Annotated in this window: 31 protein-coding genes; 29 read left to right on the top strand and 2 right to left on the bottom strand. The window is 44.2% G+C overall.

Annotated features, from left to right (window positions below; all coding sequences use genetic code 11):
- The first annotated feature begins 197 nt into the window (after positions 1-197).
- From wecB to HMPREF9378_RS00285, 29 genes are all read left to right on the top strand, one after another.
- Positions 198-1,355 (top strand): non-hydrolyzing UDP-N-acetylglucosamine 2-epimerase, encoded by a 1,158-nt coding sequence (wecB, locus tag HMPREF9378_RS00155; protein WP_002901734.1) that lies wholly within the window; start codon positions 198-200, stop codon positions 1,353-1,355.
- Positions 1,348-2,136, top strand: a complete 789-nt coding sequence (locus HMPREF9378_RS00160) for a hypothetical protein (RefSeq protein ID WP_002901732.1) — start codon at positions 1,348-1,350, stop codon at positions 2,134-2,136. The genes wecB and HMPREF9378_RS00160 overlap by 8 nt, the downstream gene beginning before the upstream one ends.
- A gap of 11 nt (positions 2,137-2,147) precedes the next feature.
- Positions 2,148-2,291 (top strand): hypothetical protein, encoded by a 144-nt coding sequence (locus HMPREF9378_RS11710; RefSeq protein ID WP_002896778.1) that lies wholly within the window; start codon positions 2,148-2,150, stop codon positions 2,289-2,291.
- On the top strand, positions 2,284-3,594 hold the full coding sequence (locus HMPREF9378_RS00165; RefSeq protein WP_002901729.1) for a glycosyltransferase family 2 protein: 1,311 nt from the start codon (positions 2,284-2,286) through the stop codon (positions 3,592-3,594). Before HMPREF9378_RS11710 ends, HMPREF9378_RS00165 begins: the two co-directional genes overlap by 8 nt.
- Positions 3,595-3,602: 8 nt before the next feature.
- A complete protein-coding gene (locus HMPREF9378_RS00170; RefSeq protein WP_002901727.1) occupies positions 3,603-4,709 on the top strand; it encodes a glycosyl hydrolase family 8 in 1,107 nt (368 codons plus the stop codon).
- A 318-nt stretch (positions 4,710-5,027) separates the two neighbouring features.
- Positions 5,028-5,408: a DUF1033 family protein gene (locus tag HMPREF9378_RS00175; RefSeq protein ID WP_002901723.1), complete on the top strand. Its 381-nt coding sequence runs from the start codon at positions 5,028-5,030 to the stop codon at positions 5,406-5,408.
- Positions 5,409-5,537: 129 nt separating this feature from the next.
- Complete coding sequence (gene comGA, locus HMPREF9378_RS00180; RefSeq protein ID WP_002901721.1) at positions 5,538-6,479, top strand: competence type IV pilus ATPase ComGA; 942 nt, start codon at positions 5,538-5,540, stop codon at positions 6,477-6,479.
- Positions 6,409-7,443, top strand: coding sequence for a competence type IV pilus assembly protein ComGB (comGB, locus tag HMPREF9378_RS00185; protein WP_263281106.1), 1,035 nt, complete (start codon positions 6,409-6,411; stop codon positions 7,441-7,443). Before comGA ends, comGB begins: the two co-directional genes overlap by 71 nt.
- Positions 7,443-7,760, top strand: coding sequence for a competence type IV pilus major pilin ComGC (gene comGC / locus HMPREF9378_RS00190; protein ID WP_002896769.1), 318 nt, complete (start codon positions 7,443-7,445; stop codon positions 7,758-7,760). Before comGB ends, comGC begins: the two co-directional genes overlap by 1 nt.
- Positions 7,720-8,154 (top strand): competence type IV pilus minor pilin ComGD, encoded by a 435-nt coding sequence (gene comGD / locus HMPREF9378_RS00195; protein WP_002901717.1) that lies wholly within the window; start codon positions 7,720-7,722, stop codon positions 8,152-8,154. The genes comGC and comGD overlap by 41 nt, the downstream gene beginning before the upstream one ends.
- Positions 8,120-8,413: a competence type IV pilus minor pilin ComGE gene (comGE, locus tag HMPREF9378_RS00200; RefSeq protein WP_002914478.1), complete on the top strand. Its 294-nt coding sequence runs from the start codon at positions 8,120-8,122 to the stop codon at positions 8,411-8,413. The genes comGD and comGE overlap by 35 nt, the downstream gene beginning before the upstream one ends.
- A complete protein-coding gene (comGF, locus tag HMPREF9378_RS00205) occupies positions 8,397-8,834 on the top strand; it encodes a competence type IV pilus minor pilin ComGF (RefSeq protein ID WP_002901713.1) in 438 nt (145 codons plus the stop codon). The genes comGE and comGF overlap by 17 nt, the downstream gene beginning before the upstream one ends.
- Positions 8,815-9,204 (top strand): competence type IV pilus minor pilin ComGG, encoded by a 390-nt coding sequence (comGG, locus tag HMPREF9378_RS00210; RefSeq protein WP_002901710.1) that lies wholly within the window; start codon positions 8,815-8,817, stop codon positions 9,202-9,204. The genes comGF and comGG overlap by 20 nt, the downstream gene beginning before the upstream one ends.
- Before the next feature lie 81 nt (positions 9,205-9,285).
- Complete coding sequence (locus HMPREF9378_RS00215) at positions 9,286-10,251, top strand: class I SAM-dependent methyltransferase (RefSeq protein ID WP_002901707.1); 966 nt, start codon at positions 9,286-9,288, stop codon at positions 10,249-10,251.
- A 36-nt stretch (positions 10,252-10,287) separates the two neighbouring features.
- The gene (locus tag HMPREF9378_RS00220; protein WP_002901705.1) at positions 10,288-11,481 is read left to right on the top strand and encodes an acetate kinase; all 1,194 of its coding nucleotides are present in this window, start codon (positions 10,288-10,290) and stop codon (positions 11,479-11,481) included.
- Positions 11,482-11,615: 134 nt separating this feature from the next.
- Positions 11,616-12,365 carry a CPBP family intramembrane glutamic endopeptidase gene (locus HMPREF9378_RS00225; RefSeq protein ID WP_032909647.1) on the top strand — a complete coding sequence of 250 codons (750 nt, stop codon included), beginning with the start codon at positions 11,616-11,618 and terminating at the stop codon, positions 12,363-12,365.
- A gap of 117 nt (positions 12,366-12,482) precedes the next feature.
- The gene (locus HMPREF9378_RS00230; RefSeq protein ID WP_002901701.1) at positions 12,483-13,121 is read left to right on the top strand and encodes a hypothetical protein; all 639 of its coding nucleotides are present in this window, start codon (positions 12,483-12,485) and stop codon (positions 13,119-13,121) included.
- Between the two features lie 194 nt (positions 13,122-13,315).
- Positions 13,316-14,269 carry a dihydropteroate synthase gene (gene folP, locus HMPREF9378_RS00235; protein WP_002901699.1) on the top strand — a complete coding sequence of 318 codons (954 nt, stop codon included), beginning with the start codon at positions 13,316-13,318 and terminating at the stop codon, positions 14,267-14,269.
- A gap of 1 nt (position 14,270) precedes the next feature.
- Positions 14,271-15,668: a bifunctional folylpolyglutamate synthase/dihydrofolate synthase gene (locus HMPREF9378_RS00240; protein ID WP_002901698.1), complete on the top strand. Its 1,398-nt coding sequence runs from the start codon at positions 14,271-14,273 to the stop codon at positions 15,666-15,668.
- Positions 15,649-16,203 carry a GTP cyclohydrolase I FolE gene (gene folE / locus HMPREF9378_RS00245; protein ID WP_002901696.1) on the top strand — a complete coding sequence of 185 codons (555 nt, stop codon included), beginning with the start codon at positions 15,649-15,651 and terminating at the stop codon, positions 16,201-16,203. The genes HMPREF9378_RS00240 and folE overlap by 20 nt, the downstream gene beginning before the upstream one ends.
- A gap of 87 nt (positions 16,204-16,290) precedes the next feature.
- Positions 16,291-17,103: a 2-amino-4-hydroxy-6-hydroxymethyldihydropteridine diphosphokinase gene (gene folK / locus HMPREF9378_RS00250; RefSeq protein WP_002901694.1), complete on the top strand. Its 813-nt coding sequence runs from the start codon at positions 16,291-16,293 to the stop codon at positions 17,101-17,103.
- Positions 17,104-17,197: 94 nt separating this feature from the next.
- On the top strand, positions 17,198-17,905 hold the full coding sequence (locus tag HMPREF9378_RS00255) for an ABC transporter ATP-binding protein (protein WP_002914477.1): 708 nt from the start codon (positions 17,198-17,200) through the stop codon (positions 17,903-17,905).
- 1 nt (position 17,906) lies between these two features.
- Positions 17,907-18,695 carry a lantibiotic ABC transporter permease gene (locus HMPREF9378_RS00260; RefSeq protein WP_002898614.1) on the top strand — a complete coding sequence of 263 codons (789 nt, stop codon included), beginning with the start codon at positions 17,907-17,909 and terminating at the stop codon, positions 18,693-18,695.
- Positions 18,695-19,417 (top strand): hypothetical protein, encoded by a 723-nt coding sequence (locus HMPREF9378_RS00265; RefSeq protein ID WP_002914476.1) that lies wholly within the window; start codon positions 18,695-18,697, stop codon positions 19,415-19,417. The genes HMPREF9378_RS00260 and HMPREF9378_RS00265 overlap by 1 nt, the downstream gene beginning before the upstream one ends.
- A gap of 12 nt (positions 19,418-19,429) precedes the next feature.
- Positions 19,430-20,128 carry a response regulator transcription factor gene (locus HMPREF9378_RS00270; protein ID WP_002903588.1) on the top strand — a complete coding sequence of 233 codons (699 nt, stop codon included), beginning with the start codon at positions 19,430-19,432 and terminating at the stop codon, positions 20,126-20,128.
- Complete coding sequence (locus HMPREF9378_RS00275; protein ID WP_002903589.1) at positions 20,095-21,132, top strand: sensor histidine kinase; 1,038 nt, start codon at positions 20,095-20,097, stop codon at positions 21,130-21,132. Before HMPREF9378_RS00270 ends, HMPREF9378_RS00275 begins: the two co-directional genes overlap by 34 nt.
- 149 nt (positions 21,133-21,281) lie before the next feature.
- Positions 21,282-21,485: a helix-turn-helix transcriptional regulator gene (locus tag HMPREF9378_RS00280; RefSeq protein ID WP_002901686.1), complete on the top strand. Its 204-nt coding sequence runs from the start codon at positions 21,282-21,284 to the stop codon at positions 21,483-21,485.
- Positions 21,482-21,646 carry a hypothetical protein gene (locus HMPREF9378_RS11705; protein WP_002901685.1) on the top strand — a complete coding sequence of 55 codons (165 nt, stop codon included), beginning with the start codon at positions 21,482-21,484 and terminating at the stop codon, positions 21,644-21,646. Before HMPREF9378_RS00280 ends, HMPREF9378_RS11705 begins: the two co-directional genes overlap by 4 nt.
- A gap of 9 nt (positions 21,647-21,655) precedes the next feature.
- A complete protein-coding gene (locus tag HMPREF9378_RS00285; RefSeq protein WP_002901684.1) occupies positions 21,656-22,090 on the top strand; it encodes a hypothetical protein in 435 nt (144 codons plus the stop codon).
- Between the two features lie 54 nt (positions 22,091-22,144).
- Here HMPREF9378_RS00285 and HMPREF9378_RS00290 read toward each other — a convergent pair whose 3' ends face one another.
- Positions 22,145-23,629 (bottom strand): DUF1846 domain-containing protein, encoded by a 1,485-nt coding sequence (locus HMPREF9378_RS00290; protein ID WP_002901683.1) that lies wholly within the window; start codon positions 23,627-23,629, stop codon positions 22,145-22,147.
- A 119-nt stretch (positions 23,630-23,748) separates the two neighbouring features.
- Positions 23,749-24,813: a glutamyl aminopeptidase gene (gene pepA, locus HMPREF9378_RS00295; protein WP_002901682.1), complete on the bottom strand. Its 1,065-nt coding sequence runs from the start codon at positions 24,811-24,813 to the stop codon at positions 23,749-23,751.
- Between the last annotated feature and the right edge of the window lie 118 nt (positions 24,814-24,931).

The raw sequence follows: 24,931 nt of genomic DNA, 5'->3' as shown, positions 1-24,931 counted from the left end.
TAAGTTACAGTTAAGTTAAGAAAATTAAAATAATCTTAAATAAGTTACCAACATGTAAATTACTATTAAGAAAGTATAAAATAATAGTTCATGCTTTGATTATTGAAACGCTTGATGGTAAAATAACTAAGGTTACTTAAAACAAACATTTTTTAGTAAAAAGTTAATATAACAATGTTGATTTTTGGTGAGGAAAAATGAAGAAAATTAAGGTAATGGTTGTTTTTGGAACTCGTCCAGAAGCAATTAAGATGGCTCCACTGGTTATTGAACTGAAGAAGCAGGCAGACTTGTTTGAGACAACAACAGTTGTGACTGCTCAGCATCGTCAGATGCTGGATCAGGTACTTGAAACTTTTAAGATTAAGCCTGATTATGATTTGGATATTATGGGGAAGAATCAAACCCTGACAGATATTACTGTCAAGATCCTGCATAAGCTAGATGATATCTTAAAGGAAAACAAGCCAGATATTATGCTGGTGCACGGTGATACGACAACGACCTTTGCAGCTAGTCTTGCAGCGTTTTATAATCAAGTTCGTATCGGCCACGTGGAAGCTGGTTTGCGGACTTGGAATAAATACTCTCCATTCCCAGAAGAGATGAATCGTCAGATGACCGACTCTTTGACAGACTTGTATTTTGCCCCAACGGATCAGAGTAAGGCTAACTTGCTCAAGGAAAACCATCCAGCAGAAACAGTTTTTGTGACAGGGAATACAGCTATCGACGCTCTCAAGCTGACCGTCCAGGCTGATTATCAGCACGAGGTTCTTGACCGTATTAATCCAGCTCGCAAGATGATTTTAGTGACCATGCATCGCCGGGAAAATCAAGGTGAGCCGATGAGAAGGGTCTTTCGAACTCTACGACAGATTGTAGATGCCCATGATGATGTGGAAATTGTCTATCCCGTTCACCTGAGTCCAGCGGTTCAGGAAGCGGCTAGAGAAATTCTGAGTGACAATGAGAAAATTCATCTGATTGAGCCTTTAGATGTGTTGGATTTCCATAATATCGCAGCTAAAAGCTACTTCATTATGTCAGACTCAGGCGGAGTACAGGAAGAAGCACCTTCCTTAGGTAAGCCTGTACTGGTACTTCGTGATACAACAGAGAGACCAGAAGGAGTTGAAGCCGGCACCTTGAAGCTGGTCGGTACAGAAACTCAAGCAGTAGCAGAGGCGATGGAAGCCTTGCTGACAGATGAGTCACTCTATCAGAAAATGGCCCAAGCCAGCAATCCGTATGGTGACGGTAAGGCTTCTGAGCGGATTGCTCAAGCTATTGCCCACTATTTTAAGCAAACGGCTAGACCAGAAGAATTTAAGACAGGAGTAAAAAATGTTTAGGAAAAAAGGACTAGAAAAATCATTAGCAGTCTTTGTACTGACAATTGGACTAATTCTTTTCTACAGTTGGAATTTTGCAGCTAACATATTTTATATCGGAATCGCGCTGATTTTATTAGGTATTTTTAGTGTTTTTGTCCTATCTGATCTCTTGGTGACATGGGCTATGATTCTGGGTGTGGTTATCGCAACTCTGATCTTGCTCTTTGATGTAACCTACCTACCGGACAATCAGGTTCTCTTCTTGCTTTATGTCTTCCCTGTCAGTGCTTGGCTGACCAGCCGAGTGAATTTCTATCTTCATCAGCGCTTGGGATTAGTGCAGGATGACAGTGAAGATGCTGCTGAGGCCTATGAAGAAATGGTTCAGAAAGTAAATCAGAAACAAGCTCCAGCCTTTCAGGCCTTGTTGGTCCATTGGGCGCACAATCATCATTTTTATCAAATTCACTCTCGGGAGTACAAGCGGATGCTCAAGAGAATTTTACGACTGCTTAACTGGGACTTCCAGAATGTAGAAACAGTTTACTATGTATCCAATGGTAACTTTCTCGTTCTGGTAGAAGATCTGGATCAGGAAGTCAAGGAATATTTCCAAGAGAAAGTGCGTGACGATTTAACGATGATGCACTTTGAGAATAAGAAAACTGATCAAAAAATTCAGTTTCAGTCCGGCAGTTTAAAACTGAACGCTCAAAACATTGACAAATTCCATAATTTTGATGACGCTTTGAGCAATCTGGAGCGTCAGCTTGAAACCGACATTATCGTAGAATACTAGGAGGTAAACACATGTCTTTAACAGAAGTATTTTTTATCATCTCTATGGTGCTAAGTATCTTTTTTGCTATTAGCTTTTTGGTCCTCTTCATTTATTATCTGGTTATTTACAATCGGGTCAATAAAAATTTTAGGGCGGTGACTCGTCATGATTAGTCAACTTATTATGATTGTCACTCTGTTCTCCATCTGGATGTCTCTGGCTTGGGCTTTGGTAATTCTATGCTCTTCCGTGCATTTCTGGATGAAACGCAGTGACTTCAACGTGGATACCAGCCCATTGGAACATTATCCTATGGTTACAGTCGTTGTCCCAGCCCACAATGAAGATGTGGTTATCGCTCAGACGACCAAGGCCATTCTGGATTTGGATTATCCTCATGACCGAGTGGAAGTTCTGCTCTTTGCGGACAACTGCTCAGATGACACTTATCAAGAAATGCTGAAAGTTCAGGCTATGCCTGAGTACGCTGGACGCAATATTACAATTACAGACCGTACTGGTACGGGAGGTAAGGCAGGGGTGCTGAATGACGCCCTGAAGATGGCCAAGGGTGAATATATCTGTGTCTATGATGCGGATGCTATGCCAGAAAAGAATGCTCTTTACTTCCTAGTCAAAAAAGTTTTGGAAGATCCAGAACGCCACGTTGCTTCTTTCGGACGCAACAAGACTCGGAATGCCAACCAGAACTTCCTGACACGTTGTATCAACCAAGAAATCGTTGTAACTCAGCGTGTTTACCACGTAGGTATGTGGCACCTCTTTAAGATTGGGCGGATTCCAGGTACGAACTTCTTGATTAACACGGAGTTTGTTAAGAGTATTGGTGGTTGGAAAAATGGTGCCTTGACAGAGGATACGGAAATTTCCTTTAAGATTATGCAGAGCGGCAAGCTGATTGCTTTGGCTTATAATTCAGAGGCCTTCCAACAAGAGCCAGAAACCCTCAAGTCCTACTACATGCAGCGTAAGCGCTGGGCTAAGGGAAATTACGAGGTAGTTCTTGCCAACTTCAAGCATCTTTTTAGCGGCGGTAACTGGCGCGTGAAACTGGAAGTGTTCAATTATTCTTGTATCTTCTTCTGGTTCAATCTGGCGATTGTCTTATCTGACTTGGTTTTCTTTGCCAATGTAGCGGCAATGATTACCCAGCTCTTTATCCCGGATGTGCGGATTCCTTTCGCTTTTGATGCTCAGAATATCTATATCGTCCAGCTGATGCTCTTTAACTGGCTTCTGATGATTTTGCTTTATCTTTTGCAGATCAATATCGCCCTGGCTTCTCAGTTTGGACAGGCGACCACCAAACAGATTTGGCTGGCCCTTGTGTCCTATTTGACTTACTCTCAGCTCTTTATCGTTGTTTCTTTAGATGCAGTAGGATCTGTTATCTTGGACAAGATTTTGAAGCGGAAAGAAACCAAGTGGGTTAAAACAAAACGATTTGCAGGTTAGGAGAAAGTGTGAAAAGAACAAGATTAAGATTTATTTGGTTTGTGACAATTCTGGCTGTTTTGGCTGCTATCCTGTTGTACACCCGCATGGGCAGTACTCCTAATATCAAAAAGAAGATATACAGCCAATGGTCTAAAGAATATGTCGTAACCAAGGACAAATTGTCTTATATCAGGACGACAAACAGTAAGACTGAAGATGTTGTGCTGTCTGAGGCACAGGGTTATGGCATGGTGATTGCTGTGGCTGCAGCTAAGCAAGGCGATGCCAGTTCGGCTGATTTTGAAAAGCTCTACCAATATTATCTAGCTCATCGTCTGAAAGATACCCAGCTCATGTCTTGGAAACAGACGATTAAGGACGGAAAGAGCAATCATGAAGACGAAAACAATGCTACAGACGGCGATCTCTACATTGCCTATGCTTTGATTCAGGCTGCTAAGCAGTGGCCGGACAAGGCTAAAGAATACCAAGATCAGGCTAAGGCCATTCTGAAAGATGTCTTGGCATATAACTATAATGAAAGTAACGGCGTTTTGACGGTTGGGAACTGGGCAAATGCAGAATCGAAATTTTATAATCTCATGCGGACTTCTGATACCTTACCGCAGCAGTTCCAAGCTTTCTATGAGTTGACCAAAGATAAGCAGTGGCTGACAATCCGAGATAATATGCTCAGCAAACTTGAAGCAATCAGCGCTGATAATAAGACTGGTTTGATACCAGACTTTATCTGGGTTGAAGGCGACAAAGTTCGGGCAGCTGATGCTGATACGGTTGAATCTGCAAATGATGGCTATTATTCTTATAATGCCTGCCGACTTCCTTACAACTTGGCTCAAAGCAAGGATGAAAAAAGTCAAAAAATGCTGAAGAAGATGTTGAACTTCTTCCTCAGTCAAGAAAAGATCTATGCGGGCTACACTTTGAAAGGGAAAGCTCTAAATAGTAATCAGGCTGGCAGCTTTACTGCTCCAGTATTCTATGCGGCTAACAACAACATTGAATTCCGCAAATTGGTGCAGCAGAATAAATATCTCTTCATGCAAGGCTTGCCGTCAGATAATTACTATGACGCAGCTGTGACTACAATGATTGCTTTAGAAACTTTATAATGCAGAAACGAGTAAGATGAACATTTTGCTTAAGCTCATGCAGACAATAAGGTGGGACAAAATGATATTTGTCTCACTTTTTTTGAACAAAAAGATTAAGATTTATTTGACAAACCGTTAAAATAGAAAGCCTTTATAAGAACGCAACATTTGTTTCTAAGATTATTAAGATTACTATCCGTGAGGTTAATCTTCATATCATGAAGAGTGATGTGCTTGTCTCCGTTCCAATAAAGTTCTTGTTTTCTGATTTTGAGCAAAATAGTTTTGTTCGTCAAAGAATTCATATATAATATACGGTACAAAGAGAGGACGAGTATGTATTGTGTAATTGAGATGTACGGGGACTATGAACCGTGGTGGTTTCTGGATGGCTGGGAAGAGGATATCGTTGCAAAGAAGCAGTTCGATGATTATTATGAAGCCCTTAAGTATTATAAAAGCCGCTGGCTGCAAATGGAAGAGCAGTCACCTTTGTATAAGAGCCGCAGTGATTTAATGACAATTTTTTGGGATCCGGAGGATCAGCGCTGGTGCGAGGAGTGCGATGAGAATGTTCAGCAGTACCACTCGCTGTTTTTGCTGGAGAATGATTGCCAGATTCCTAAGAGCAAGTACCGGCCAGGCTATACTAAGCAGAACGGTCTTGAAAAGCACCAAGCTTGTTCAGTTAAACTAAAAAACGCTAAGCCTCTTTAAATCGAAAGAATATATTTTGCAAATCTGATAATATAGCAGCAGAAGAGACCTAACTTGTTAGAAGTTAAGTTTCTTCCGCTGTTTTTTCTTTTTCTGGATTTTTTGCGAATAGTAAGGTGAGGAGGATGTATGGTTCAAGAAATTGCAAAAGAAATGATTAGGCAGGCTCGGCAAGAGGGGGCGCAGGATATTTACCTCATTCCTAAGACTACTTGCTATGAGCTTTATATGAGAATCGGTGATGAACGTCGCTTTATAAAAACTTATGATTTTGAGATTCTGTCAGCTGTTATCAGCCACTTTAAGTTTGTCGCAGGTATGAATGTTGGAGAGAAGCGCCGCAGTCAGCTTGGGTCATGCGATTATGACTGTGAGGAAGCAAAGGTTTCAATCCGGCTTTCGTCAGTTGGGGATTACCGTGGTTTTGAAAGTCTGGTTATCCGGCTCCTGCATGATGAAGACAGGGAGCTGCGCTTTTGGTTTGAGCAATTGCCGGAGCTGCGCAAGAAAATTCAAGCTCGCGGTCTCTATCTTTTCTCGGGTCCAGTCGGCAGTGGCAAGACAACCTTAATGTACCATTTGGCTCAGCTCAAATTTTCTGGTCAGCAGGTTATGTCGATTGAAGATCCGGTTGAGATTAAGCAAGAGGCTATGCTGCAGCTGCAGCTGAACGAAACCATTGGCATGACTTATGACAGTCTGATTAAGCTGTCTCTGCGACATCGGCCGGATCTCTTGATTATCGGGGAAATTCGTGATCGAGAGACAGCTAGGGCAGTGGTTCGGGCAAGTTTGACCGGAGCTACGGTCTTTTCAACGATTCATGCCAAGAGTGTTCGCGGTGTCTATGAGCGGCTTTTGGAATTGGGCGTTAGCGAGGATGAGCTAAGAATGGTGCTTCAAGGTGTTTGTTACCAGCGTTTAATTGGGGGAGGAGGTGTCGTTGATTTTGTCAGTCAAAACTATCAAGAGCACAAAGCCGAAGTCTGGAATCAGCAGATTGATCAGCTTTTTGCAGAAGGACATATCAGTGCTGAGCAAAGGCAGACCGAAAAAATTGTCTACGCCTAAGCAGAAAAAGATTATTGAGCTCTTTCATAATCTCTTCAGCAGCGGTTTTCACCTAGCAGAGATTGTAGACTTTCTGAGACGAAGTGCCTTGTTGGAGGAAGTATATGTCACTGAAATGCGGGCAGGCTTGTCAGCTGGTCAGTCCTTTTCAGAGATTGTCAGTCGACTGGGATTTTCCGACAGTGTTGTAACCCAGCTTTCCTTATCTGAGCTGCATGGCAATCTGACACTTAGTTTGGGCAAGATTGAGGCCTATCTGGAAAATCTGTCCAAGGTTAAGAAAAAATTGATAGAGGTAGGGACCTATCCTCTCATGCTGCTGGGCTTTTTGGTCCTTATCATGCTGGGATTGCGCAACTATCTTCTGCCTCAATTGGACAGCCAGAATCTAGCTACTCAGCTGATTAATCACCTGCCTCAGATCTTTTTTTGGAGCATCCTTGCTTTAGCTGTCTTGGTTTCAGTGGCTCTCTTTTACTATCGAAAGTCATCCAAGATTCGTTTTTTCAGCAAACTAGCAGCTCTGCCATTTATTGGACGTTTGGTACAGGCTTACTTGACCGCTTATTATGCTCGTGAATGGGGAAATATGATTGGTCAGGGCTTGGAACTGAGTCAGATTTTTGCGATTATGCAGGAGCAGCCTTCCCAGCTCTTTCAGGAAATCGGAGAAGATATGGCTGCTGCTTTGCAAGGCGGTCAAGGCTATGCGGACAAGGTGGCAAGCTATCCTTTCTTTAAGAAAGAATTGTCCTTGATGATCGAGTATGGTGAGGTCAAGTCCAAGCTGGGGAGTGAACTGGAAGTCTATGCTGAAAAGACATGGGAGGAATTTTTCCTACGTATCAACCGAGCCATGAATTTCATTCAGCCCCTAGTATTTATTTTTGTTGCCTTAGTGATTGTTTTACTTTATGCGGCAATGCTCTTGCCCATTTATCAGAATATGGAGGTTCATTTGTAATGAAAAAACTTAATACCTTAAAAGTTCAAGCATTCACCCTTGTGGAAATGCTGATTGTCTTGCTGGTTATCAGCGTACTCTTGCTGCTCTTTGTGCCTAATCTGACCAAGCAAAAAGATGCTGTTTCAGATACAGGAACTGCAGCGGTGGTCAAGGTAGTAGAAAGCCAGGCGGAGCTGTATGAACTGAAGAATACCAATGAAAAGGCTAGCCTGAGCAAGCTAGTCAGTGCAGGAAATATCAGCCAGAAACAGGCAGATTCTTATAAGGCTTACTATGGAAAACACAGTGGCGAAACTCAAGCGGTTGCCAATTAAGGCTTTTACACTGCTGGAAAGTCTCCTCGTTCTTTTTGTTGTGAGTTTTCTCTTACTGGGCTTATCTGGCTCGGTGAGGGCTGGCTTCAATCAGGTTCAAGAGCAACTCTTCTTTTTAGAGTTTGAGAGGCTCTACCAGGAGACGCAGAGACTGAGCGTAGCCGGTCATGAGAAGCTTTCTCTGAAGATTTCGGGACGGCAGATTTCCAATGGCTATCAAGAGCTGGACTTTCCACAAACTTTGCAGGAACATGAGCAGCAGGTCATTCTGTTTGACCGGGCTGGCGGGAATTCATCACTCAGCAAAATTACTTTTCAGACGGAGGACAGGACAGTTGTTTACCAGCTTTATATGGGAAATGGCAAGTTTAAAAAGACAACGGCTTCAAGCTAGCATTCTGCTGGAAGCTCTGGTTGCCATGGCAATTTTTGCGGCTATTGCCAGTCTGCTTCTGGGACAGATTAGCCAGTCTCGTAAAGAGCAGCAGATCCTTCTGCAGCAGGAAGAGGTGCTTCGGGTAGCTCGTATGGCCCTGCAAACAGGACAAGAAGAGCTTCATATCAATGGAATTGCTGTGCGTCAGCTTAAGACAGATAAGCAGCTACTGGTCTATCACGAAGGGGAGGTGGTTATCCATGTCCAAAAACCTTAAAGTCAAAGCCTTTACTCTCTTGGAGACTTTAGTAGCCTTGCTGGTTCTCAGTGGCGGGGTGTTAGTCTTTCAGGCTATGACCCAGCTCTTATCTTCAGAACTGCATCAGCAGGAGAACAATCAACAGCAAGAGTGGCTTTTGTTTGCCGACCAACTGGAGACGGAGCTTTCGCGAAGTCAATTTGACAAGGTTGAAGACAATAAAATCTACATCAGACAGGATGGCAGGGACTTGGCCTTGGGTAAATCCAAGGGCGATGATTTCCGTAAAACAGATAAGAGCGGTCGCGGCTACCAGCCGATGATTTATGGTTTGGAAGCAGCTGATGTACGTCAGGACGGTAAGCTTGTCCATCTTCATTTTCGCTTTGAAAAAGGCTTAGAGAGGGAGTTCGTCTATCGTGTGGAAGAAGAAAGTTGAGGCTGGGATTTTACTGTATGCGCTATTGATGGCCGCTGTCTTTAGCCTGCTCCTGCAGTTTTATCTCAACCGTCAAGTCAGCAGTCAGCGTTTGCAGCTTTTCAACAGGGAAAGGACGGAAGCCTATGCAATGGCAGTTCTGACAAAAGCTACAGCCAAGGATGATAACGGTGAGATGGAGTTTGAGCAGGGCAAGGCTGTCTATCGCAGGCAAGGGAAAAATCTTGAAATCAGCAGTCAGCTCAGCGGCGGACATTCCTATTCCTTTACTTTTACCATTTCTAAGAAGGAGGAAAAAGCTAAGGAAGACAAGAAAGCAACTGCCAAAAAAGAGAAAGCGATTTCGGACGAAGCTGGGAAATCGGACTAATATAACTGTAAAATCTTTGTAATTTTATATATCTTGGAAAGGGGCCTTATTTTTGGTATGATAGGATGAACGGAGGATTCCATGAATTTTGAAAAGATAGAACAAGCTTATACTCTGATTCTCGAAAACGTCCAGAATATCCAAAACGCTCTGGCGACTAATTTTTACGATGCTCTTATTGAGCAGAACGGCATTTACCTAGATGGAGATACTGATTTACAAGAGGTTCTGACCAACGATGAAAAAATCCGCGCTCTGCATTTGAACAAGGAAGAGTGGCGGAGAGCTTATCAGTTTATCCTGATGAAGGCTGCCCAGACGGAGCCCATGCAGGTCAATCATCAATTCACACCTGACACAATTGGTTTTCTGATTACTTTCTTATTGGATCAGCTGGCTCACGGAGAGGAAGCTGATGTATTAGAAATCGGCAGCGGAACAGGAAATTTGGCGGAGACTGTTCTCAATCATACCCAAAAGAAGATTGACTACTTAGGTCTGGAGCTAGATGATTTATTAATTGATCTTTCTGCCAGCATTGCAGAGGTTATGAACTCTAAGGCTCACTTTGCTCAGGGTGATGCAGTTCGGCCTCAGGTTCTGAAAGAGAGTGACATCATTATCAGTGATTTACCGGTCGGTTTTTATCCAGACGACAGTATCGCCTCTCGCTATGAAGTGGCTAGTCCGGATGAGCACACTTATGCCCATCATCTTCTAATGGAGCAATCGCTCAAATATCTGAAACCGGGAGGCTATGCTATATTTCTGGCGCCGAATGACCTCTTGACCAGTGCTCAAGCTCCCCTGCTGAAAAAATGGCTCCTAGCCAAAGCTCAGTTTATCGCGATGATAACCTTGCCAGAGTCTATTTTCTCAAGCAGCAAGCATGCCAAAACTCTTTTTGTCTTGAGGAAGCAAGAAGCGAATAATATTCAGCCTTTTATCTATCCTCTGCGGGATTTGCAAGATCATGATGAAATGTTTAAATTCCGTCAAAGTTTTCAAAACTGGTATAAAGATAGTGAAATTCAAACAAAATTTTGATATAATAATTTTGAAAACGCTTAAAGAGGTGAAGAAATGTCGAAAACGATTTCTATTAATGCAGGAAGCTCAAGCTTAAAATGGCAACTCTACTTGATGCCGGAAGAAAAAGTATTGGCTAAGGGCTTGCTGGAACGGATTGGTCTCAAGGATTCTATTTCAACAGTGAAGTTTGACGGTCGTTCAGAAAAGCAGGTTCTTGATATTGCAGATCACACGCAGGCCGTAAAAATTTTGCTGGACGATTTGAAACGTTTTAATATCATTGAATCTTATGATGAGATTACCGGTGTGGGCCATCGTGTTGTGGCTGGCGGTGAACACTTTAAGGATTCAGCCCTCGTTGATGAAGAAGTGATTCAAAAGGTAGAGGAGTTGTCTCTTCTGGCTCCATTGCATAATCCAGCCAATGCTGCAGGCATCCGTGCTTTTAGAGAAATTCTGCCAGACATTACCAGCGTGGTAGTCTTTGACACCTCTTTCCATACAACTATGCCGGAAAAAGCTTATCGCTATCCGATTCCGACTAAATATTACACTGAAAACAAGGTCCGCAAGTACGGAGCTCACGGTACCAGCCATGAGTATGTAGCCAAGGAAGCTGCGAAAGTTTTGGGTCGTCCGATTGAAGAACTCAAGCTTATCACTTGCCATATAGGTAACGGAGCTTCTATCACAGCAGTTGACAAGGGCGTTTCTGTAGATACATCTATGGGATTCACACCACTTGGCGGTGTCATGATGGGAACGCGTACAGGGGATATCGACCCAGCTATCATTCCTTACCTGATGCAATACACAGATGACTTTAATACTCCGGAAGATATTAGCCGCGTTTTGAATCGTGAATCTGGCTTGCTGGGAGTTTCTGAGAAGTCAAGTGATATGCGTGATATCCATGAGGCGATGCGGGCAGGTGATGCCAAGGCTCAATTAGCCAACGATATTTTTGTCGATCGGATTCAAAAATACATTGGTCAGTATCTTGCTGTTTTGAATGGAGCTGATGCTATCATCTTTACTGCAGGAATCGGTGAAAATTCTGTGACCATTCGTGAACTGGTTATTAATGGTATTTCTTGGTTTGGCTGTAACGTAGACCCAGAAAAGAATGTGCGTGGTGCAGAAGGCGTGATTTCCAGTCCTGATGCCAAGGTCAAAGTCTTGGTTATCCCGACTGACGAAGAATTGGTCATCGCGCGTGATGTCGAACGTTTCAAAAATCAATAAATCCAAAAGCTCAGTTTGACTGGGCTTTTTATATGCTTTAAGAAAGGATTTTCTTGGTTGCTGGCCTTGAAAACATTGAGCGATTCGTTCTCATAGTCACTATCAGTATTGGCTCTCAATACGTAATATACAAAATGCTTGCAGTCAAGAATTGTCTATACAAAAAGAGAAAATTGAGCTATACTAGGAAGGAAAAGGAGGAAGATATGAAAGCAATTCTAAAAAAATTAGAGTACATCCTACTGACTCTGTTTGTCTTATTTCTCAGCCAGATACCATTTATATTTATCCGACAGATGACTGCTTCTGAGAAGAGTTTTTCAGCTGGACAGACTATCTTTGTGCTGGTTGTATATTTTTTGATTGTCTTTTTTGTTCTGAGAATGGCTAAGCAAGAAGAACTACTGAGCCTTGACTTTAGCTTCTTCAAATGGTCTTCGTTTGGCTGGTTAGCTGTTTCTAATGTTGTCATGATTGGCGTCAACATGCTGGGAGCAATTATCATGCTGCTGGAAGGTCAGGCTATTTCTACTGCTAATCAGGATGCCTTGAATGCATTATTTCAGCATGTACCCAAGATTTTATTAGTAGTAGGAGCTGTGATTCAGGCTCCTATCTTGGAGGAAGTAGTCTTTCGCGGTTTGATTCCTCAGAAAATTTTTACCAAGCATTATGTTTGGGGCTTGGTTGTAGGAGTCATTCTTTTCGGTCTTTTTCATGGTCCGACCAATATCGGCAGTTTTGTTATATATGCAGGTATGGGTGCTGTTTTAGCTGCTGTTGCTTACATATTTAAGCGTTTGGAAATGTCTATTTTAGCACACATGCTAAGAAATGGAGTTGCAGTACTCATTATGATACTGACAGGTTTGGTGAACAAGTAGGAAAGCAGAGAATACCTGCTTTTTTTGTCATTTGAGGCACAAATTAGGACATTTGAGGGGATTTCTACCAGCTTGCTCTTACTTCTTCTATAATGATAAGAGAAGAATGGAGAGAATATGCTGAAACTAGAGAAAATCATTCAATTGTTACTACTGGCTATGTTGTCTCAGACGGGACTGCTGCTCATGCTTCATCCAATGCCTCATCGCTTGGTCTTTAGTCAGGCTAATCTGCTTTTTATGGTGGGCTTGCTGGGGTTGCTTTTTTGTTGTGCCTTTTATTTTGCCAGAGAGCTGCAGGAAATCAAAGGTTCTCTGCGTCAGTCAAGCAATTGTCGACACTTGCTTTTCTTGTATTTTTTGATGATTTTGGTCAATGCTGCGGGGGTTCTTCTGCTGTGTGGTAAGGAGGTGCAGTCAGGTCAGGCGGTGGAGCAGATGCTGACGGAGAGTTTTCTGTCGTCTTCTCTTTTGCTTTTGGGGATTGACATCGCCGTCTTATCCCCTGCAGCACCGAAATTTGTTGACAGTGACTTCTCTCTTCGCTATCGGAAGAGCTGGGGGATTGCACTAGGTTTGCTCTGCTTTTCCCTTGCGAAAAATCCTCAGGAAACTCTGTGTTTTCTGTCCCATCTAGTTTTGGGACTAGTCTTTGCCCATCTCCTCAGGCCTTATTTTCAGCGTTTGGAGCTGTCTATGCTGGCCCATATTCTCAGAAATATGATTATTCTCAGCCTTTTACCCTTTTGCTTTTAGAAAGTGTTTTGTCAAATAGAAGAATTATGGTAAAATGGTAAATGAAACAAGGGGCTGGATAAGGTCTTCTTGTGAAGTCGAGTGCAGTTCATAGGACTGGATGCTGCATCTGCTGAGAGCTTTGCGGTACACTAGATGAGTGTGCCTTTTTTGTTGAAGAGCAGGGCAGCCGATAGAAATGAGATGAAAGTCAAATGGTGAATCTAAAAGCAATTGCTCCAGATGGCCGAACGGGCCTCTGTGGCATTATCAATGCGACGCCAGATTCCTTTTCAGATGGTGGGCGCTACAATACGGTTGAGACGGCATTGGCTCAGGCTAGAAAGCTGATTGCTGAGGGAGCTCACATGCTGGATATTGGTGGTGAGTCTACTCGGCCAGGCAGTCATTTTGTGGCTATTCAAGAAGAGATAGAGCGGGTGGTGCCAGTCATTGAAGCTATTCGTCGGGAAAGTGATATTCTGATTTCTGTAGACACTTGGAAGTCGGAAGTGGCTGCTGCGGCTTTGGCTGCGGGTGCAGATATCATCAACGATATTACCGGTCTTTTGGGTGATGAAAAGATGGCAGAGACTGCTGCGAAATATGGTGCGCCAGTCATTGTCATGTTTAATCCAGTGATGGCTCGTCCTCAACATGCCAGCTCAAAAATTTTCCCAGAATTTGGCTTTGGTTCAGTCTTCACAAAGGAAGAGTTATCTCTTTTTGCAGAGCTGCCGATTGCAGAACTGATGTGGAAGTGTTTTGAGAAATCTTTGAAGGTGGCTGAAAATGCTGGCCTTTCGCGTGATAATATCATGCTGGATCCAGGGATTGGTTTCGGTTTGACCAAGCGGGAGAATCTTCTCATTTTGCAGGAGCTGGGTAGTCTCCATCAGGCTGGTTTTCCTATTTTTCTTGGGGTTTCTCGTAAGCGGTTTCTCGTTAGTATCTTAGAAGAAAACGGCTTTGAGGTCAATCCTAATACTCAGGAAGGCTTTGAAAACCGAGATACAGCTTCAGCCCATCTGACTAGCCTTGCGGCCAGCAGAGGCGTTGAAGTTGTCAGAGTGCACGAGGTGGCTAAGCACCGGATGGCTGCTGCCGTTGGCGATGCGATTCGTCTAGCTCAGCAGACAGAAGATCTCAATCTAGGTCAATATAAGTAAGATGAAAAAACAAGAATTACCTGATTTAAGTTGGTTGGAAGCCTATCGGACAGCCAGTCCCAATTTTGGCTTGGAGCGGATGGAGCGTTTGCTGGAGCTGCGGGGGAATCCGCATTTGCGGCTGCCAGTCATCCATATTGCAGGGACTAATGGCAAGGGCTCGACCATTGCCCATCTGCGCCAACTTTTGGAGGTGCGAGCCCTGCGTGTTGGCACTTTCACCTCTCCCTACCTAGTCAGCTACAATGAGCAGATTGCCATTAATGGCAATGCGATCTCCGACCAAGACCTTCAGCGATTGTTGTCTCTTTACCAAGAGCTTTTGGCCCAGTATGCGACAGACTCTAGCTTGCAGGGGGTAACTGAGTTTGAGATTGTGACGGCTCTGGCTTATGATTATTTTGCTGAGCAGCAGGTGGATGTGGCTATTATCGAGGTCGGCATGGGTGGGCTTTTGGATAGTACCAATGTCTGCCAGCCCTTACTGACTGCTATCACGACAGTTGGTTTGGATCATGTGGCCCTGCTGGGTGACAGTCTAGAGGCTATTGCCCAGCAGAAAGCTGGCATTATCAAGCCTGGAGTTCCCATTGTGACCGGTAGGTTGGAGCCAGAGGCTCTGGCAGTAGTCAAGCAAAAGGCTGCTGAAAAAGATGCTCCGCTCTTTTCTTGGTCTCAAGACTATCAAGTGGAACATCAAGTGTCAGAGAAGGCGGAGGAGAGCTTTTCCTTTTCGAATGCCTATCGGGCCAAAGACTCGTATCAAACAGCTCTGATGGGACTGCATCAGGCAGATAATGCTGGACTAGCTCTGCACTTGTGCGACCTATACTGTCAGCTGCAGTCGCTGCCCTTATTGACAAAAGCAGAGGTTGAGAGTGCTTTGCTTGCTGCTGTATGGCCTGGGCGTTTGGAAAGAATATTGGATCAGCCGCTTATTCTTCTGGATGGAGCCCATAATCCCCATGCCCTGCGGTCGCTAGCTGCGACACTGAACCAGCATTATCCGACTTATAAGAAGCACATTTTATTTGCTTGTATCCAAACCAAAGCCTTGAATGATATGGTGGAGCTCCTGCAAAAGATTCCCAAAGCAGCTATAAGCTTGACAGCCTTTGCCGATCCGCGGAGTTTTTCTAAAGAGAGTATGCAAGCCTTGGCTGAGCAGCAAAGCCTGTCTTACAAAGAATGGCCGGATTATTTAGCAGATTATTTAGCAGTAGAGCATGAGTCAGATGAGCTTTTGCTGATTACGGGTTCTCTTTATTTTCTAGCTCAGGTTAGAAAATCAATCCTTGAGAATCGCAAGTTAGACTTTGCTGAGCGTCCTTCTCAGTCAAGTCAGTTATCAAAAAATAAAAATGAACATAGGAGCGTATATGGACACGAAGAAAATTGAAGCAGCTGTTGCCCAGATTATTGAGGCGGTTGGAGAAGACGGAAGCCGCGAAGGTTTGCAGGAGACGCCACAGCGCATTGCTAAAATGTACCAGGAAATCTTTGCTGGCCTGGGTGAGACTGCTGAGGAGCATCTGGCCAAGTCTTTTGAAATCATTGACAATAATATGGTAGTGGAGAAGGATATTTTCTTTCATTCCATGTGTGAGCATCACTTCCTGCCATTTTACGGGAAGGTTCATATCGCCTATGTGCCTAATGGTCGGGTAGCAGGCCTGTCCAAGCTGGCCCGAACAGTAGAGGTCTATGCCAAGAAACCGCAGATTCAAGAGCGATTGACCGTAGAGATTGCTGAGGCCTTGATGGACTATCTGGGTGCTCAAGGGGCCCTGGTCTGGGTGGAAGCTGAGCATATGTGTATGAATATGCGAGGAGTCAGAAAGCCTGGCACTGCAACGGTTACTACAGCAGCGCGTGGCGTTTTAGCGACGAATAAGGATCTGAAAAATGAAGCTTACAAGCTGATGGGACATTGATCTTATCAGTGGTGGAGCATGTTAGGAAAGGTTAGATAGTTTTATTAAGGATGAAATGCAGAAACTTGAATCAGAAAGGATAAGAGAATGGATCAGCTACGCATTAAGGATTTGGAAGTGTATGCTTATCACGGTCTGTTTGGAGCGGAGAAGGAATTGGGCCAGCGTTTTGTGCTGGATCTGATTTTGGATTATGATATGACTCGGGCTGCCAAAACAGGCGACCTGACAGCTTCTATCCACTATGGAGAATTGGCTCATGATTTGACCCACTGGTGTCAGGAGAGCAAGGAGGACTTGATTGAGACGCTAGCTTACAAGCTGATTGATCGGATTTTTCTGACTCATCCTTTGGTGCAAAAGGTCAGCTTGGAGGTCAAGAAGCCTTGGGCACCGGTTCCGCTGCCTTTAGAGACCTGCTCAGTCAAGCTAGTGCGTCAAAAGCGGAAAGCCTTTATCGCTCTGGGAAGCAATCAAGGCAACCCGACTGCCAATCTGGATGCTGCTTTGGAAAAAATGGCAGAGCAAAATATAAGAATGTTGCAGGCATCAAGTCGTATCGAGACGGAGCCTTGGGGTGGGGTTGAGCAGGATCCGTTTCTCAATCAAGTTGTTGAAGTTGAGACTTGGCTCAATCCTGAGGAATTAATGCAGACGCTCTTGGCTATCGAAGCGGATTTAGGGCGCGTGCGAGAGATCAAATGGGGACCTCGTGTGATTGATCTGGATATCCTTTACATAGGGCAGGAGGAGATATACAGTCCAGATTTGATTGTTCCTCATCCTTATGTGGCTGAGCGAGCTTTTGTCTTGCAATCTTTGGTGGAAATCGCTCCACACTTTGTCGATCCGGTGCAGAAAAAAAGCATCCGCCAGCTCTGGGATGTGGTTGAAAAATAAGAAAAGAAGCTTGTCGCAAGGCAAGTTTTTTTATTGTCTGAACTTTCTCTGAACTTGCCCCTGTATACTAAAGAAAAATCAAAAGGAGTTCAGTATGGAACATATAGTGAAAATAGAAGGAGTCTGCAAGAAGCATGGCAGCAAGCAGGTTTTAAAAGATATTTCTTTTACAGCTAAAAGCGGTCGGATAACAGCTTTTCTGGGCCCAAATGGCGCAGGGAAAAGTTCGACCTTGAGGATTCTCTTGGGATTGGATCGGGCGACATCTGGGACTGCGACTTTTGATGGGCAAACCTATCAGTCAATGACCTATCCGTTCAGAACGGTAGGTGCAGCCTTTGACGGCATTGGCGGTCTTCCAAATCGAAAGGTCTATGACCACCTGAGGATTATTGCAGCGAGTAATGCTATTTCCAAGTCTCGGATCGATGAGGTTTTGGAGATGACTGGAATCGCTCATAAGAGGAAGGAACTCTTGTCAAGCCTGTCTCTGGGGGAAGGTCAGCGGCTGGGTTTGGCAGCAGCTTTGCTGGGTGATCCTCAGTTTCTCATATTAGATGAGCCGACTAATGGGCTGGATCCAAGTGGGATTAAGTGGTTTAGAAAGTTCATCCGTCAGCAGGCTGATTTAGGGAAAACGGTACTTCTATCCTCCCACATCTTGTCAGAGGTGCAAATGGTGACAGATGATGTAGTCTTGATTCATCATGGGCGAATTATTGAGCAGGGACAATTGGAAGAGGTGTTGCAAGATTCAGAAAGCCTAGAAGATCTCTTCTTTGATTTGACAGAGGAGGTTTAAAATGAAAGAAACGATGTCTTTATTGCATTCAGAATGGTTGAAAATTTGCTCAACCAAGGCTTTCAAAGTGAGTATGGCCTTCATGCTGCTATTGGTGCCTGCCGTATCCTGGCTGGAGGGTCGACAGTATTTATCTGTCGGCTTGGATGCCACGCCTGAGACGGTTCCCGGCCTGGCAGAAGCCATTGACCCGCTGGAATATCTAGGCCTCAATGGGGCTTCTATGGCAGGCATGGTTTTGGTCATCTTAGCTGGAATTTTGGGAGCTATGGAATTTCAGTCTCATAGCTTGAGAACCAGTCTTTTGACCTGTAATAACCGCCTGAAGTTGCTTGTGGGGAAACTCATGACCTTTGCTTGCTTTTCTCTTGCCAGTAGCTTTTTATCAATCTACTTTAGTTATATGGTCATGCACCTGGCTTTAGGAAAGGAAGGGCTTAATCCAATTCTGCTCAATCAAGCAGCTTGGAGTTTGATTTTGTGGAAAACCTTATCTCTAACCTTATTAGGAATCCTTTCATTTTTGTTAGGTTTATTGGCTCGGACCATGCTGGTTCCTCTGCTTTTTCTCGTACCACAGATCTATAATCTGGGAAACTACCTAGCTGCTCACACGAGTTGGGGGGCTTATTTGCCACAGCCAGCAGGAGAGTTGTTTGCTGCAACGCCAACTTCCCAATATGCCAACAATCCCTTGCAAGGACTGTTGATACTTGGTGCATGGTTGCTAGTCATCGGCGGCATGGCCTCTCTGCGCTTTTTGAAGACGGATTTAGGAGGGCGATACTGATGATAATAGCTCTGCTTAAAAGTGAATGGATTAAGTTCCGTTCTTACTATCTCGCTCTTGGTGCAGCCTTGGTGGCTCTGGTAGCTGTTCCATTTTTTCTAATGAATCTTGACTACAGTCAGACAGCAGTTGGCCAAACGAAGGCTCTGAGCGAGGTTTTGCATGCCCTCTATCTGGCGCAGCCTGTCATTGTCATCTTTACTTCCCTCTATTTTGCCCAGGAGTTTGTCAAGTCTGGGATGCGAACGAATTTTCTAACCGTATCAAATAGAAAGACTTGGTTGGCTGGGAAATTCCTTTTTCTGTTCTTGCTGCTCTTGATCCTCTATAGTATCATGATAGGCAGCTGTTTCCTTGTTATGCTGGCTCGTTTTGACCTAGACTTTAGCTGGTCCTTACTGGGGAAATTCCTTTATTACAGCTCTTTTGGTCTTCTCAGCAATCTTTTTCTGGCTTTTTTAACTGCCGGCCTCGCTTTGCTATTTCAATCTTGGGTTGTGCCGGTGTCAGTGCTCTTTCCTCTCTTGATTGGTCTCAGTCGTTTGTTGGCAACGTTCATCAAGGAAGCAAAATACCTGCCCGATCTGGCTACCCTAAATCTCTTTGAGTATGAAGGGCTTCAGCATTCAATAGATTTATCAGGTCTGGGGATACAGCTGTTCTGGCTAGCTTTGGTTTGGAGCTCTGCTATATTCTTAAGCTTGAAACGAGATGTTCGCTAGAGGTATGCTATAATGGAAATTATGAGACAGTATCGTATTTTGGTGGTTGATGACGACCGGAGCATTTTGAAGCTGGTGAAAAACGTCCTAGAGCTCGATGCTTATGATGTGACGACGCTTGATCGGATAGAAGAGCTAGAGCTGACGAATTTTGTCGGATATGACTTGATTTTGCTAGATGTGATGATGGAGCCTGTTAATGGTTTTGAGCTGTGCTCCTACATTCGTCCTCATCTTTCGTGTCCCATCATCTTTCTGACGGCTAAGGAGTTGGAGGCGGACAAGGTGGAAGGGCTCTTTCGTGGGGCAGATGACTATATTGTCAAACCTTTTGGGACCAAAGAATTACTGGCGCGTGTCAGAGCTCATCTTCGTCGGGAGGAAAGACGTGAGGAGCGCTATTCTGAAATTGCTTCTTGTCAATTTTATCCAGAGCGCTATGAAGTTGCCTGTTTTGGTAAAGTCTTGAAATTTTCAGAGCGAGAGTTTAAGTTGCTACATTTACTAGCTAGCAATCCCAAGCAGACCTTTTCAGCTGAACGCCTGCATACCTTGCTTTACCCAGAAAGCTCAGAAACACAGCTTCGCTCTATTTCAGAATACGTATATCAGATTCGCCAAAAATGCAAACAAGAAGGGCTGCAAGCAATCGCAACAGTGAGAGGAGTAGGCTATAGATGGCAATTAGAACCCGAAATTTCAAAAGCCTAGTCTGGACAACCAGTTTAAAAATCGTCTTCTTTCATGTTTTGATTTTTGTACTTATAGGCTATGAATTTACGCAAGGAAGTAATCACGTTCTTTTCACCTTGTTCTTTTGGGCAGGGAGCTTGCTGCTGATTACTTTTTATCATATTTTGAAATTGCTCCGAAAAATCGACAGGGAAATAAAAATGCTAAAGAGCGAGAAGCTTTTAGAAGAAAATCAAAGTCAGCTTTTTCGGATTGAGGAAATGCTAGAAGTCTACAGCGATTTACGGAGCAGCCACCAAGATAATGCTCGTCTTCTAGAAAGAGAGCAGCAGCATAATCAGGAGTTGATTTTACAGCTATCAGCGACATCGCACGATTTGAAGACGCCCCTAACTGTGATTAAGGGGAATGCTGAGCTCTTGGAATTGGCGCAGTTAGGCCAGCCACAGGCAGACTATGCTGCTGAGATTTTGCAGGCCAGTCACAAGATGGAAGAGTATTGTGGCTCTTTGATTGATTACGCTAAGACTTTTCAGATTGATTCTAATCAGTTCAGTCAGCTTTCCTTGGAGGACTTTTTGGCTGATTTACAGGACGACTGGGCACTGTTCAGCAAACAGGAAAACTATCGTTTCTACCTCCAAGAAGATTGTGATCTTAGTCTGATTTTGTCAATTCATTTGGACTATCTCAAGCGAGCTTTGCTCAATATTTTACTGAATGCGCTTGAACATGCTGACCAGGACCAAAAGGAAGTCAAGCTAACGGTATCAGTGCAGCAGGACCAGTTGGTTTTTGCTATCTGGAACAATGGCCCTGCATTTTCAGAGGAGATGCTGCTGGGAGCGGAACAGCTCTTTTATCAGAGTGACCAAAGCCGCAATTCAGCTAATCCCCATCATGGAATCGGCTTAGCCTTTTCTAAGCAGGTAGCTCTCTTGCACGGTGGTCGTCTGACCCTGCTCAATCCAGACCAAGGAGGAGCTTGTGTAGAATTGGCTGTAGCTTTGGAAAGCAAATAACAAAGGAAATCAATAAAGATGATGAAAGGACTGCAATGTTTAAATTTTCAGTCCTTTTTTTGCCGCTTTCTTCTTGACAAAAGATGTAAAGAGAGCTATACTATATTTAAAAAGTAAAGTTTGTTTTACATCATGAAAAGGAGGCAGCCTTGGAAAATCGAATTCAAGAATTACGAAAAAGAAAAAATCTCAGCCAGGAGGAGCTGGCTGAGAAGCTAGAAGTTACGAGACAAACGATTATTTCTTTGGAAAAGGGCCGCTACAATGCCTCGCTGCTTTTGGCTCATAAAATTGCATCCTTTTTCAATTTAAGGATTGAAGAAGTGTTTCTCTTTGAGGAGGATGAATCATGAAATGGACTTATTTGTGTAAATGGCTATTGGCTATTTTGGTTGTTGTTGGCTTATTTTATCTCCATTTGCAAGCCAATTTTATCCCTAAGGAAATTCTGCCTTTTGTAGGAATGTTCCTGATTGTGGTGATGTTAAAAATTCTTCAAGCGTATGAAAAATAGGAGGCTGACATGGAAACATTAACTAAACAAGAATTTCGGAAAAAACTTCAAAGGAAAGTTATCGTGGGGCGTATCTTAACCTTTATCATCTTGCTAGGACTGGCCTGGAGCCACTTTCATTCTCTGGATGATCAGCAGGAAGGAGTCATGGTCGGCATCCTGCTGGGGCTTTCTTTGATGACCATTCGGTATAATCTGGTCCTAAGACGGGAGGAAAATTTTGAGAAGCTCTACATTCAGGTGACTGATGAGCGCAATCGCATGATTGACGAAAAGACTCGCACACTGCTTTTTAATATTCTTTTGCTTCTGGCAGCATGCTTGAGTGTCCTGTCTATGGTTTTCCCAATCATTTTAAATCTCAATCAGTTTCTGACCTTGACCATTATCCTGGTTTTGGGACTTTACTATCTCTTGCGTTTTCTCCTGTCTAGGCGTTATTAACAAAAAAAGCTGGCGTCGCCAGCTTTCTAAACAAGCTTTTAACAGAGCTTGTTTTTATTTTCTATAGAGTCTATCATACTGGTAAACGGGGTCCATTGTAACATGGATGCCTAGTTTGCGCAGGACGTTTTTGTCTTCATCTGTCAGAGTGACAGTGGAGTGGGCCTCACTGCCCTTGAGATTACCGAGTTGTTGCATGGCATTTGCCGCATCTTGATTTTCCATGGCTGTGATTGCCAGAGCCATCAAGATTTCGTTTGAGTGGAGGCGAGGATTGCGGCTGCCCAGATGATTGATTTTCAGGCCTTGGATTGGCTTGACATACTCAGGCTCGATCAGCTTGGTCTCTTTGGCAATATTGGCTAATTTCTTAATAGCATTAATCAATACAGCTGCCGTAGGACCAAAGAGCTCAGAGGTCTTACCAGTTACGATTTCACCGTTTGGCAATTCCAAGGCCAGAGCTGGCTCACCAGTGCTTTCAGCTTTATCGCGTGCAACAACTGTTACTTTACGGTCCAGCGGTGTGATACCCAGATCGTTCATCAAGAGTTCGATTTTCTTGACAGCAGATTCAGAAACGCGCTCCGCCTTGAAGTCCAGAATAGTTTGGTAGTAGCGACGGATAATTTCCTGTTGAGATGCCTCGATAGCAGCATCATTATCTACAATGGCAAAGCCGACCATGTTGACGCCCATATCCGTTGGGGATGCATAAGGTGATTTTCCAAGGATGCGCTCCAGCATACGTTTGAGGACTGGGAAAATTTCAATATCACGATTGTAGTTGACTGTAGTCTTGCCATAAGTTTGTAGGTGGAAAGGATCAATCATGTTGACATCGTCCAGGTCTGCCGTCGCTGCCTCATAAGCTAAATTGACCGGATGGTGTAGGGACAGATTCCAAACGGGGAAGGTTTCAAACTTGGCGTAGCCTGATTTGATGCCATTGATTTGGTCATGATACATGTTGGACAAGCAAGTAGCTAATTTACCAGAACCAGGACCAGGTGCGGTCACAACGACTAAATTACGGCTGGTTTTGATGAAGTCGTTTTTCCCCATACCTTCAGGTGAGATGATATGGTCCATGTCGGTCGGATAGCCCTTGATCGGGTAGTGGATGTAGGAGGCGATGCCATTCTTTTCCAGCTGACTGCGGAAGAGGTCAGCTGCTGGCTGGCCAGAATACTGAGTGATGACCACGGAGCCTACGTAAATATCCAGCTCGTTAAAGGTATCGATTAGTCGCAGCACTTCCTGGTCATAGGAAATGCCCAAATCGCCACGCGCCTTAGAGTGCTCAATATTATTGGCATTAATGGCAATGACAATCTCTACTTGGTCCTTGAGCTCTTTGAGAAGTCTGATTTTATTGTCCGGCTCATAGCCTGGCAGGACACGGGCAGCATGGAAGTCTTCCAGCATTTTACCGCCGAATTCCATGTAAAGTTTGCCCTCAAATTGATTAATGCGCTCCAAGATATGGTCGCGCTGCAGGTTTAAGTATTTCTCAGAATCAAAAGCAATTTTTTTCATGTATATTTTCACCTCTGCTAAGCATTATAACAAAATTTTCTTCAAATTGGAAAGTTGAAAGGGAAAGTATCAGACAAAAGAGATAGCAGCCCGAATGAAGAACGGGCTGCCTTTTGAAATTAATAGTTGGTAATCGTGTCCACCGTTGAGCGATCCAGCTTTTTGACCAAAGCTTGCAGGAAAGCTTGGGCTTGCAAGAAATCGTCCATGGCATAGAGAGTTTGGTGAGAATGGATGTAGCGGGCGCAGACACCAATGGTAGTAGATGGAACGCCGCCGCTTTGGAGATGGGCAGCACCAGCATCCGTTCCGCCCTTGCCGCAGTAATATTGATACTTAATGCCAGCTTCTTCAGCAGTTGTCAAGAGGAAGTCCTTCATAGCTGGCAGCATGAGATGACCAGGGTCAAAGAAGCGAATCAGCGTTCCGTCCCCGATGGCTCCTTGGCCGCCATAGATGTCGCCCGCTGGGGAGCAATCCACAGCCAGAAAGACCTCAGGGGCAAATTTTGTTGTTGAAGCATGAGCACCACGCAGGCCAACCTCTTCTTGAACATTGGCGCCGAGATAGAGTTGGCTGCCTAGTGGTTGATAAGATAAGGCTTGAGCTAATTCGCTGACCATAAGGACGCCGTAGCGATTGTCCCAGGCTTTGGAGATGATATTTTTCCCGTTAGCTGTGAGAATAGCAGAGCTGTCTGGCACAATCGTGTCTCCTGGACGGATGCCGTAGCTTTCAGCTTCCGCCTTATCCGCAAAGCCACCATCAAAGACAATATCTGCAATCTGTGGCATAACTGGTCCGCCAGATCCGCGCGTCAGATGAGGAGGGACAGAGCCTGAGATAAGAGGAATTTCCCGACCTTCACGGGTAAAAAGTTTGAAGCGTTGGCTGCTAACGACTAGCGGATTCCAGCCGCCGATTTCCACTACGCGGAAGGTCCCGTCAGCTTTAATTTCGCTGACCATAAAGCCAACCTCGTCCATGTGGGCCGCTACCAATACACGGGGAGCATTTTCAACTTCTGCATGGCGTACCCCAAAGATACCGCCTAGGCCATCGGTGACGACCTCATCAACATGGGGAGTGATTTTTTCCCGCAAGTAGCTGCGAACAGGTGCCTCGTGACCTGAAATAGCAGAAAGCTCTGTTACTTCCTTGATTTTTGAAAATAATGTTGTCATAAACTTACCTTCTTTCTGTCCCCTATTTTATCACTTTTTGCGGTAAATGAGTAGGGAAATCTTGTAGCTTGCCTGAATCAACAGGACTGCCCATTCAAGAATCCAGCTTCTCCCAGGA

Source organism: Streptococcus sanguinis SK1 = NCTC 7863, from assembly GCF_000194945.1.
GTDB classification, from domain to species: domain Bacteria; phylum Bacillota; class Bacilli; order Lactobacillales; family Streptococcaceae; genus Streptococcus; species Streptococcus sanguinis.
Note: the sequence above shows the minus strand (reverse complement) of the source record. Positions and strands in the feature narration are given on the sequence as shown.

Excerpts from the sequence above, each read along its gene's own strand:
- wecB (WP_002901734.1), top strand. The coding sequence starts at position 198 with ATGAAGAAAATTAAGGTAATGGTTGTTTTTGGAACTCGTCCAGAAGCA.
- HMPREF9378_RS00160 (WP_002901732.1), top strand. The coding sequence starts at position 1,348 with ATGTTTAGGAAAAAAGGACTAGAAAAATCATTAGCAGTCTTTGTACTG.
- HMPREF9378_RS11710 (WP_002896778.1), top strand. The coding sequence starts at position 2,148 with ATGTCTTTAACAGAAGTATTTTTTATCATCTCTATGGTGCTAAGTATC.
- HMPREF9378_RS00165 (WP_002901729.1), top strand. The coding sequence starts at position 2,284 with ATGATTAGTCAACTTATTATGATTGTCACTCTGTTCTCCATCTGGATG.
- HMPREF9378_RS00175 (WP_002901723.1), top strand. The coding sequence starts at position 5,028 with ATGTATTGTGTAATTGAGATGTACGGGGACTATGAACCGTGGTGGTTT.
- comGA (WP_002901721.1), top strand. The coding sequence starts at position 5,538 with ATGGTTCAAGAAATTGCAAAAGAAATGATTAGGCAGGCTCGGCAAGAG.
- comGC (WP_002896769.1), top strand. The coding sequence starts at position 7,443 with ATGAAAAAACTTAATACCTTAAAAGTTCAAGCATTCACCCTTGTGGAA.
- comGD (WP_002901717.1), top strand. The coding sequence starts at position 7,720 with ATGGAAAACACAGTGGCGAAACTCAAGCGGTTGCCAATTAAGGCTTTT.
- comGE (WP_002914478.1), top strand. The coding sequence starts at position 8,120 with ATGGCAAGTTTAAAAAGACAACGGCTTCAAGCTAGCATTCTGCTGGAA.
- comGF (WP_002901713.1), top strand. The coding sequence starts at position 8,397 with ATGTCCAAAAACCTTAAAGTCAAAGCCTTTACTCTCTTGGAGACTTTA.
- HMPREF9378_RS00215 (WP_002901707.1), top strand. The coding sequence starts at position 9,286 with ATGAATTTTGAAAAGATAGAACAAGCTTATACTCTGATTCTCGAAAAC.
- HMPREF9378_RS00220 (WP_002901705.1), top strand. The coding sequence starts at position 10,288 with ATGTCGAAAACGATTTCTATTAATGCAGGAAGCTCAAGCTTAAAATGG.
- HMPREF9378_RS00225 (WP_032909647.1), top strand. The coding sequence starts at position 11,616 with ATGCTTGCAGTCAAGAATTGTCTATACAAAAAGAGAAAATTGAGCTAT.
- HMPREF9378_RS00230 (WP_002901701.1), top strand. The coding sequence starts at position 12,483 with ATGCTGAAACTAGAGAAAATCATTCAATTGTTACTACTGGCTATGTTG.
- folP (WP_002901699.1), top strand. The coding sequence starts at position 13,316 with ATGGTGAATCTAAAAGCAATTGCTCCAGATGGCCGAACGGGCCTCTGT.
- HMPREF9378_RS00240 (WP_002901698.1), top strand. The coding sequence starts at position 14,271 with ATGAAAAAACAAGAATTACCTGATTTAAGTTGGTTGGAAGCCTATCGG.
- folE (WP_002901696.1), top strand. The coding sequence starts at position 15,649 with ATGGACACGAAGAAAATTGAAGCAGCTGTTGCCCAGATTATTGAGGCG.
- folK (WP_002901694.1), top strand. The coding sequence starts at position 16,291 with ATGGATCAGCTACGCATTAAGGATTTGGAAGTGTATGCTTATCACGGT.
- HMPREF9378_RS00255 (WP_002914477.1), top strand. The coding sequence starts at position 17,198 with ATGGAACATATAGTGAAAATAGAAGGAGTCTGCAAGAAGCATGGCAGC.
- HMPREF9378_RS00260 (WP_002898614.1), top strand. The coding sequence starts at position 17,907 with ATGAAAGAAACGATGTCTTTATTGCATTCAGAATGGTTGAAAATTTGC.
- HMPREF9378_RS00265 (WP_002914476.1), top strand. The coding sequence starts at position 18,695 with ATGATAATAGCTCTGCTTAAAAGTGAATGGATTAAGTTCCGTTCTTAC.
- HMPREF9378_RS00270 (WP_002903588.1), top strand. The coding sequence starts at position 19,430 with ATGGAAATTATGAGACAGTATCGTATTTTGGTGGTTGATGACGACCGG.
- HMPREF9378_RS00275 (WP_002903589.1), top strand. The coding sequence starts at position 20,095 with ATGGCAATTAGAACCCGAAATTTCAAAAGCCTAGTCTGGACAACCAGT.
- HMPREF9378_RS11705 (WP_002901685.1), top strand. The coding sequence starts at position 21,482 with ATGAAATGGACTTATTTGTGTAAATGGCTATTGGCTATTTTGGTTGTT.
- HMPREF9378_RS00285 (WP_002901684.1), top strand. The coding sequence starts at position 21,656 with ATGGAAACATTAACTAAACAAGAATTTCGGAAAAAACTTCAAAGGAAA.
- HMPREF9378_RS00290 (WP_002901683.1), bottom strand. The coding sequence starts at position 23,629 with ATGAAAAAAATTGCTTTTGATTCTGAGAAATACTTAAACCTGCAGCGC.
- pepA (WP_002901682.1), bottom strand. The coding sequence starts at position 24,813 with ATGACAACATTATTTTCAAAAATCAAGGAAGTAACAGAGCTTTCTGCT.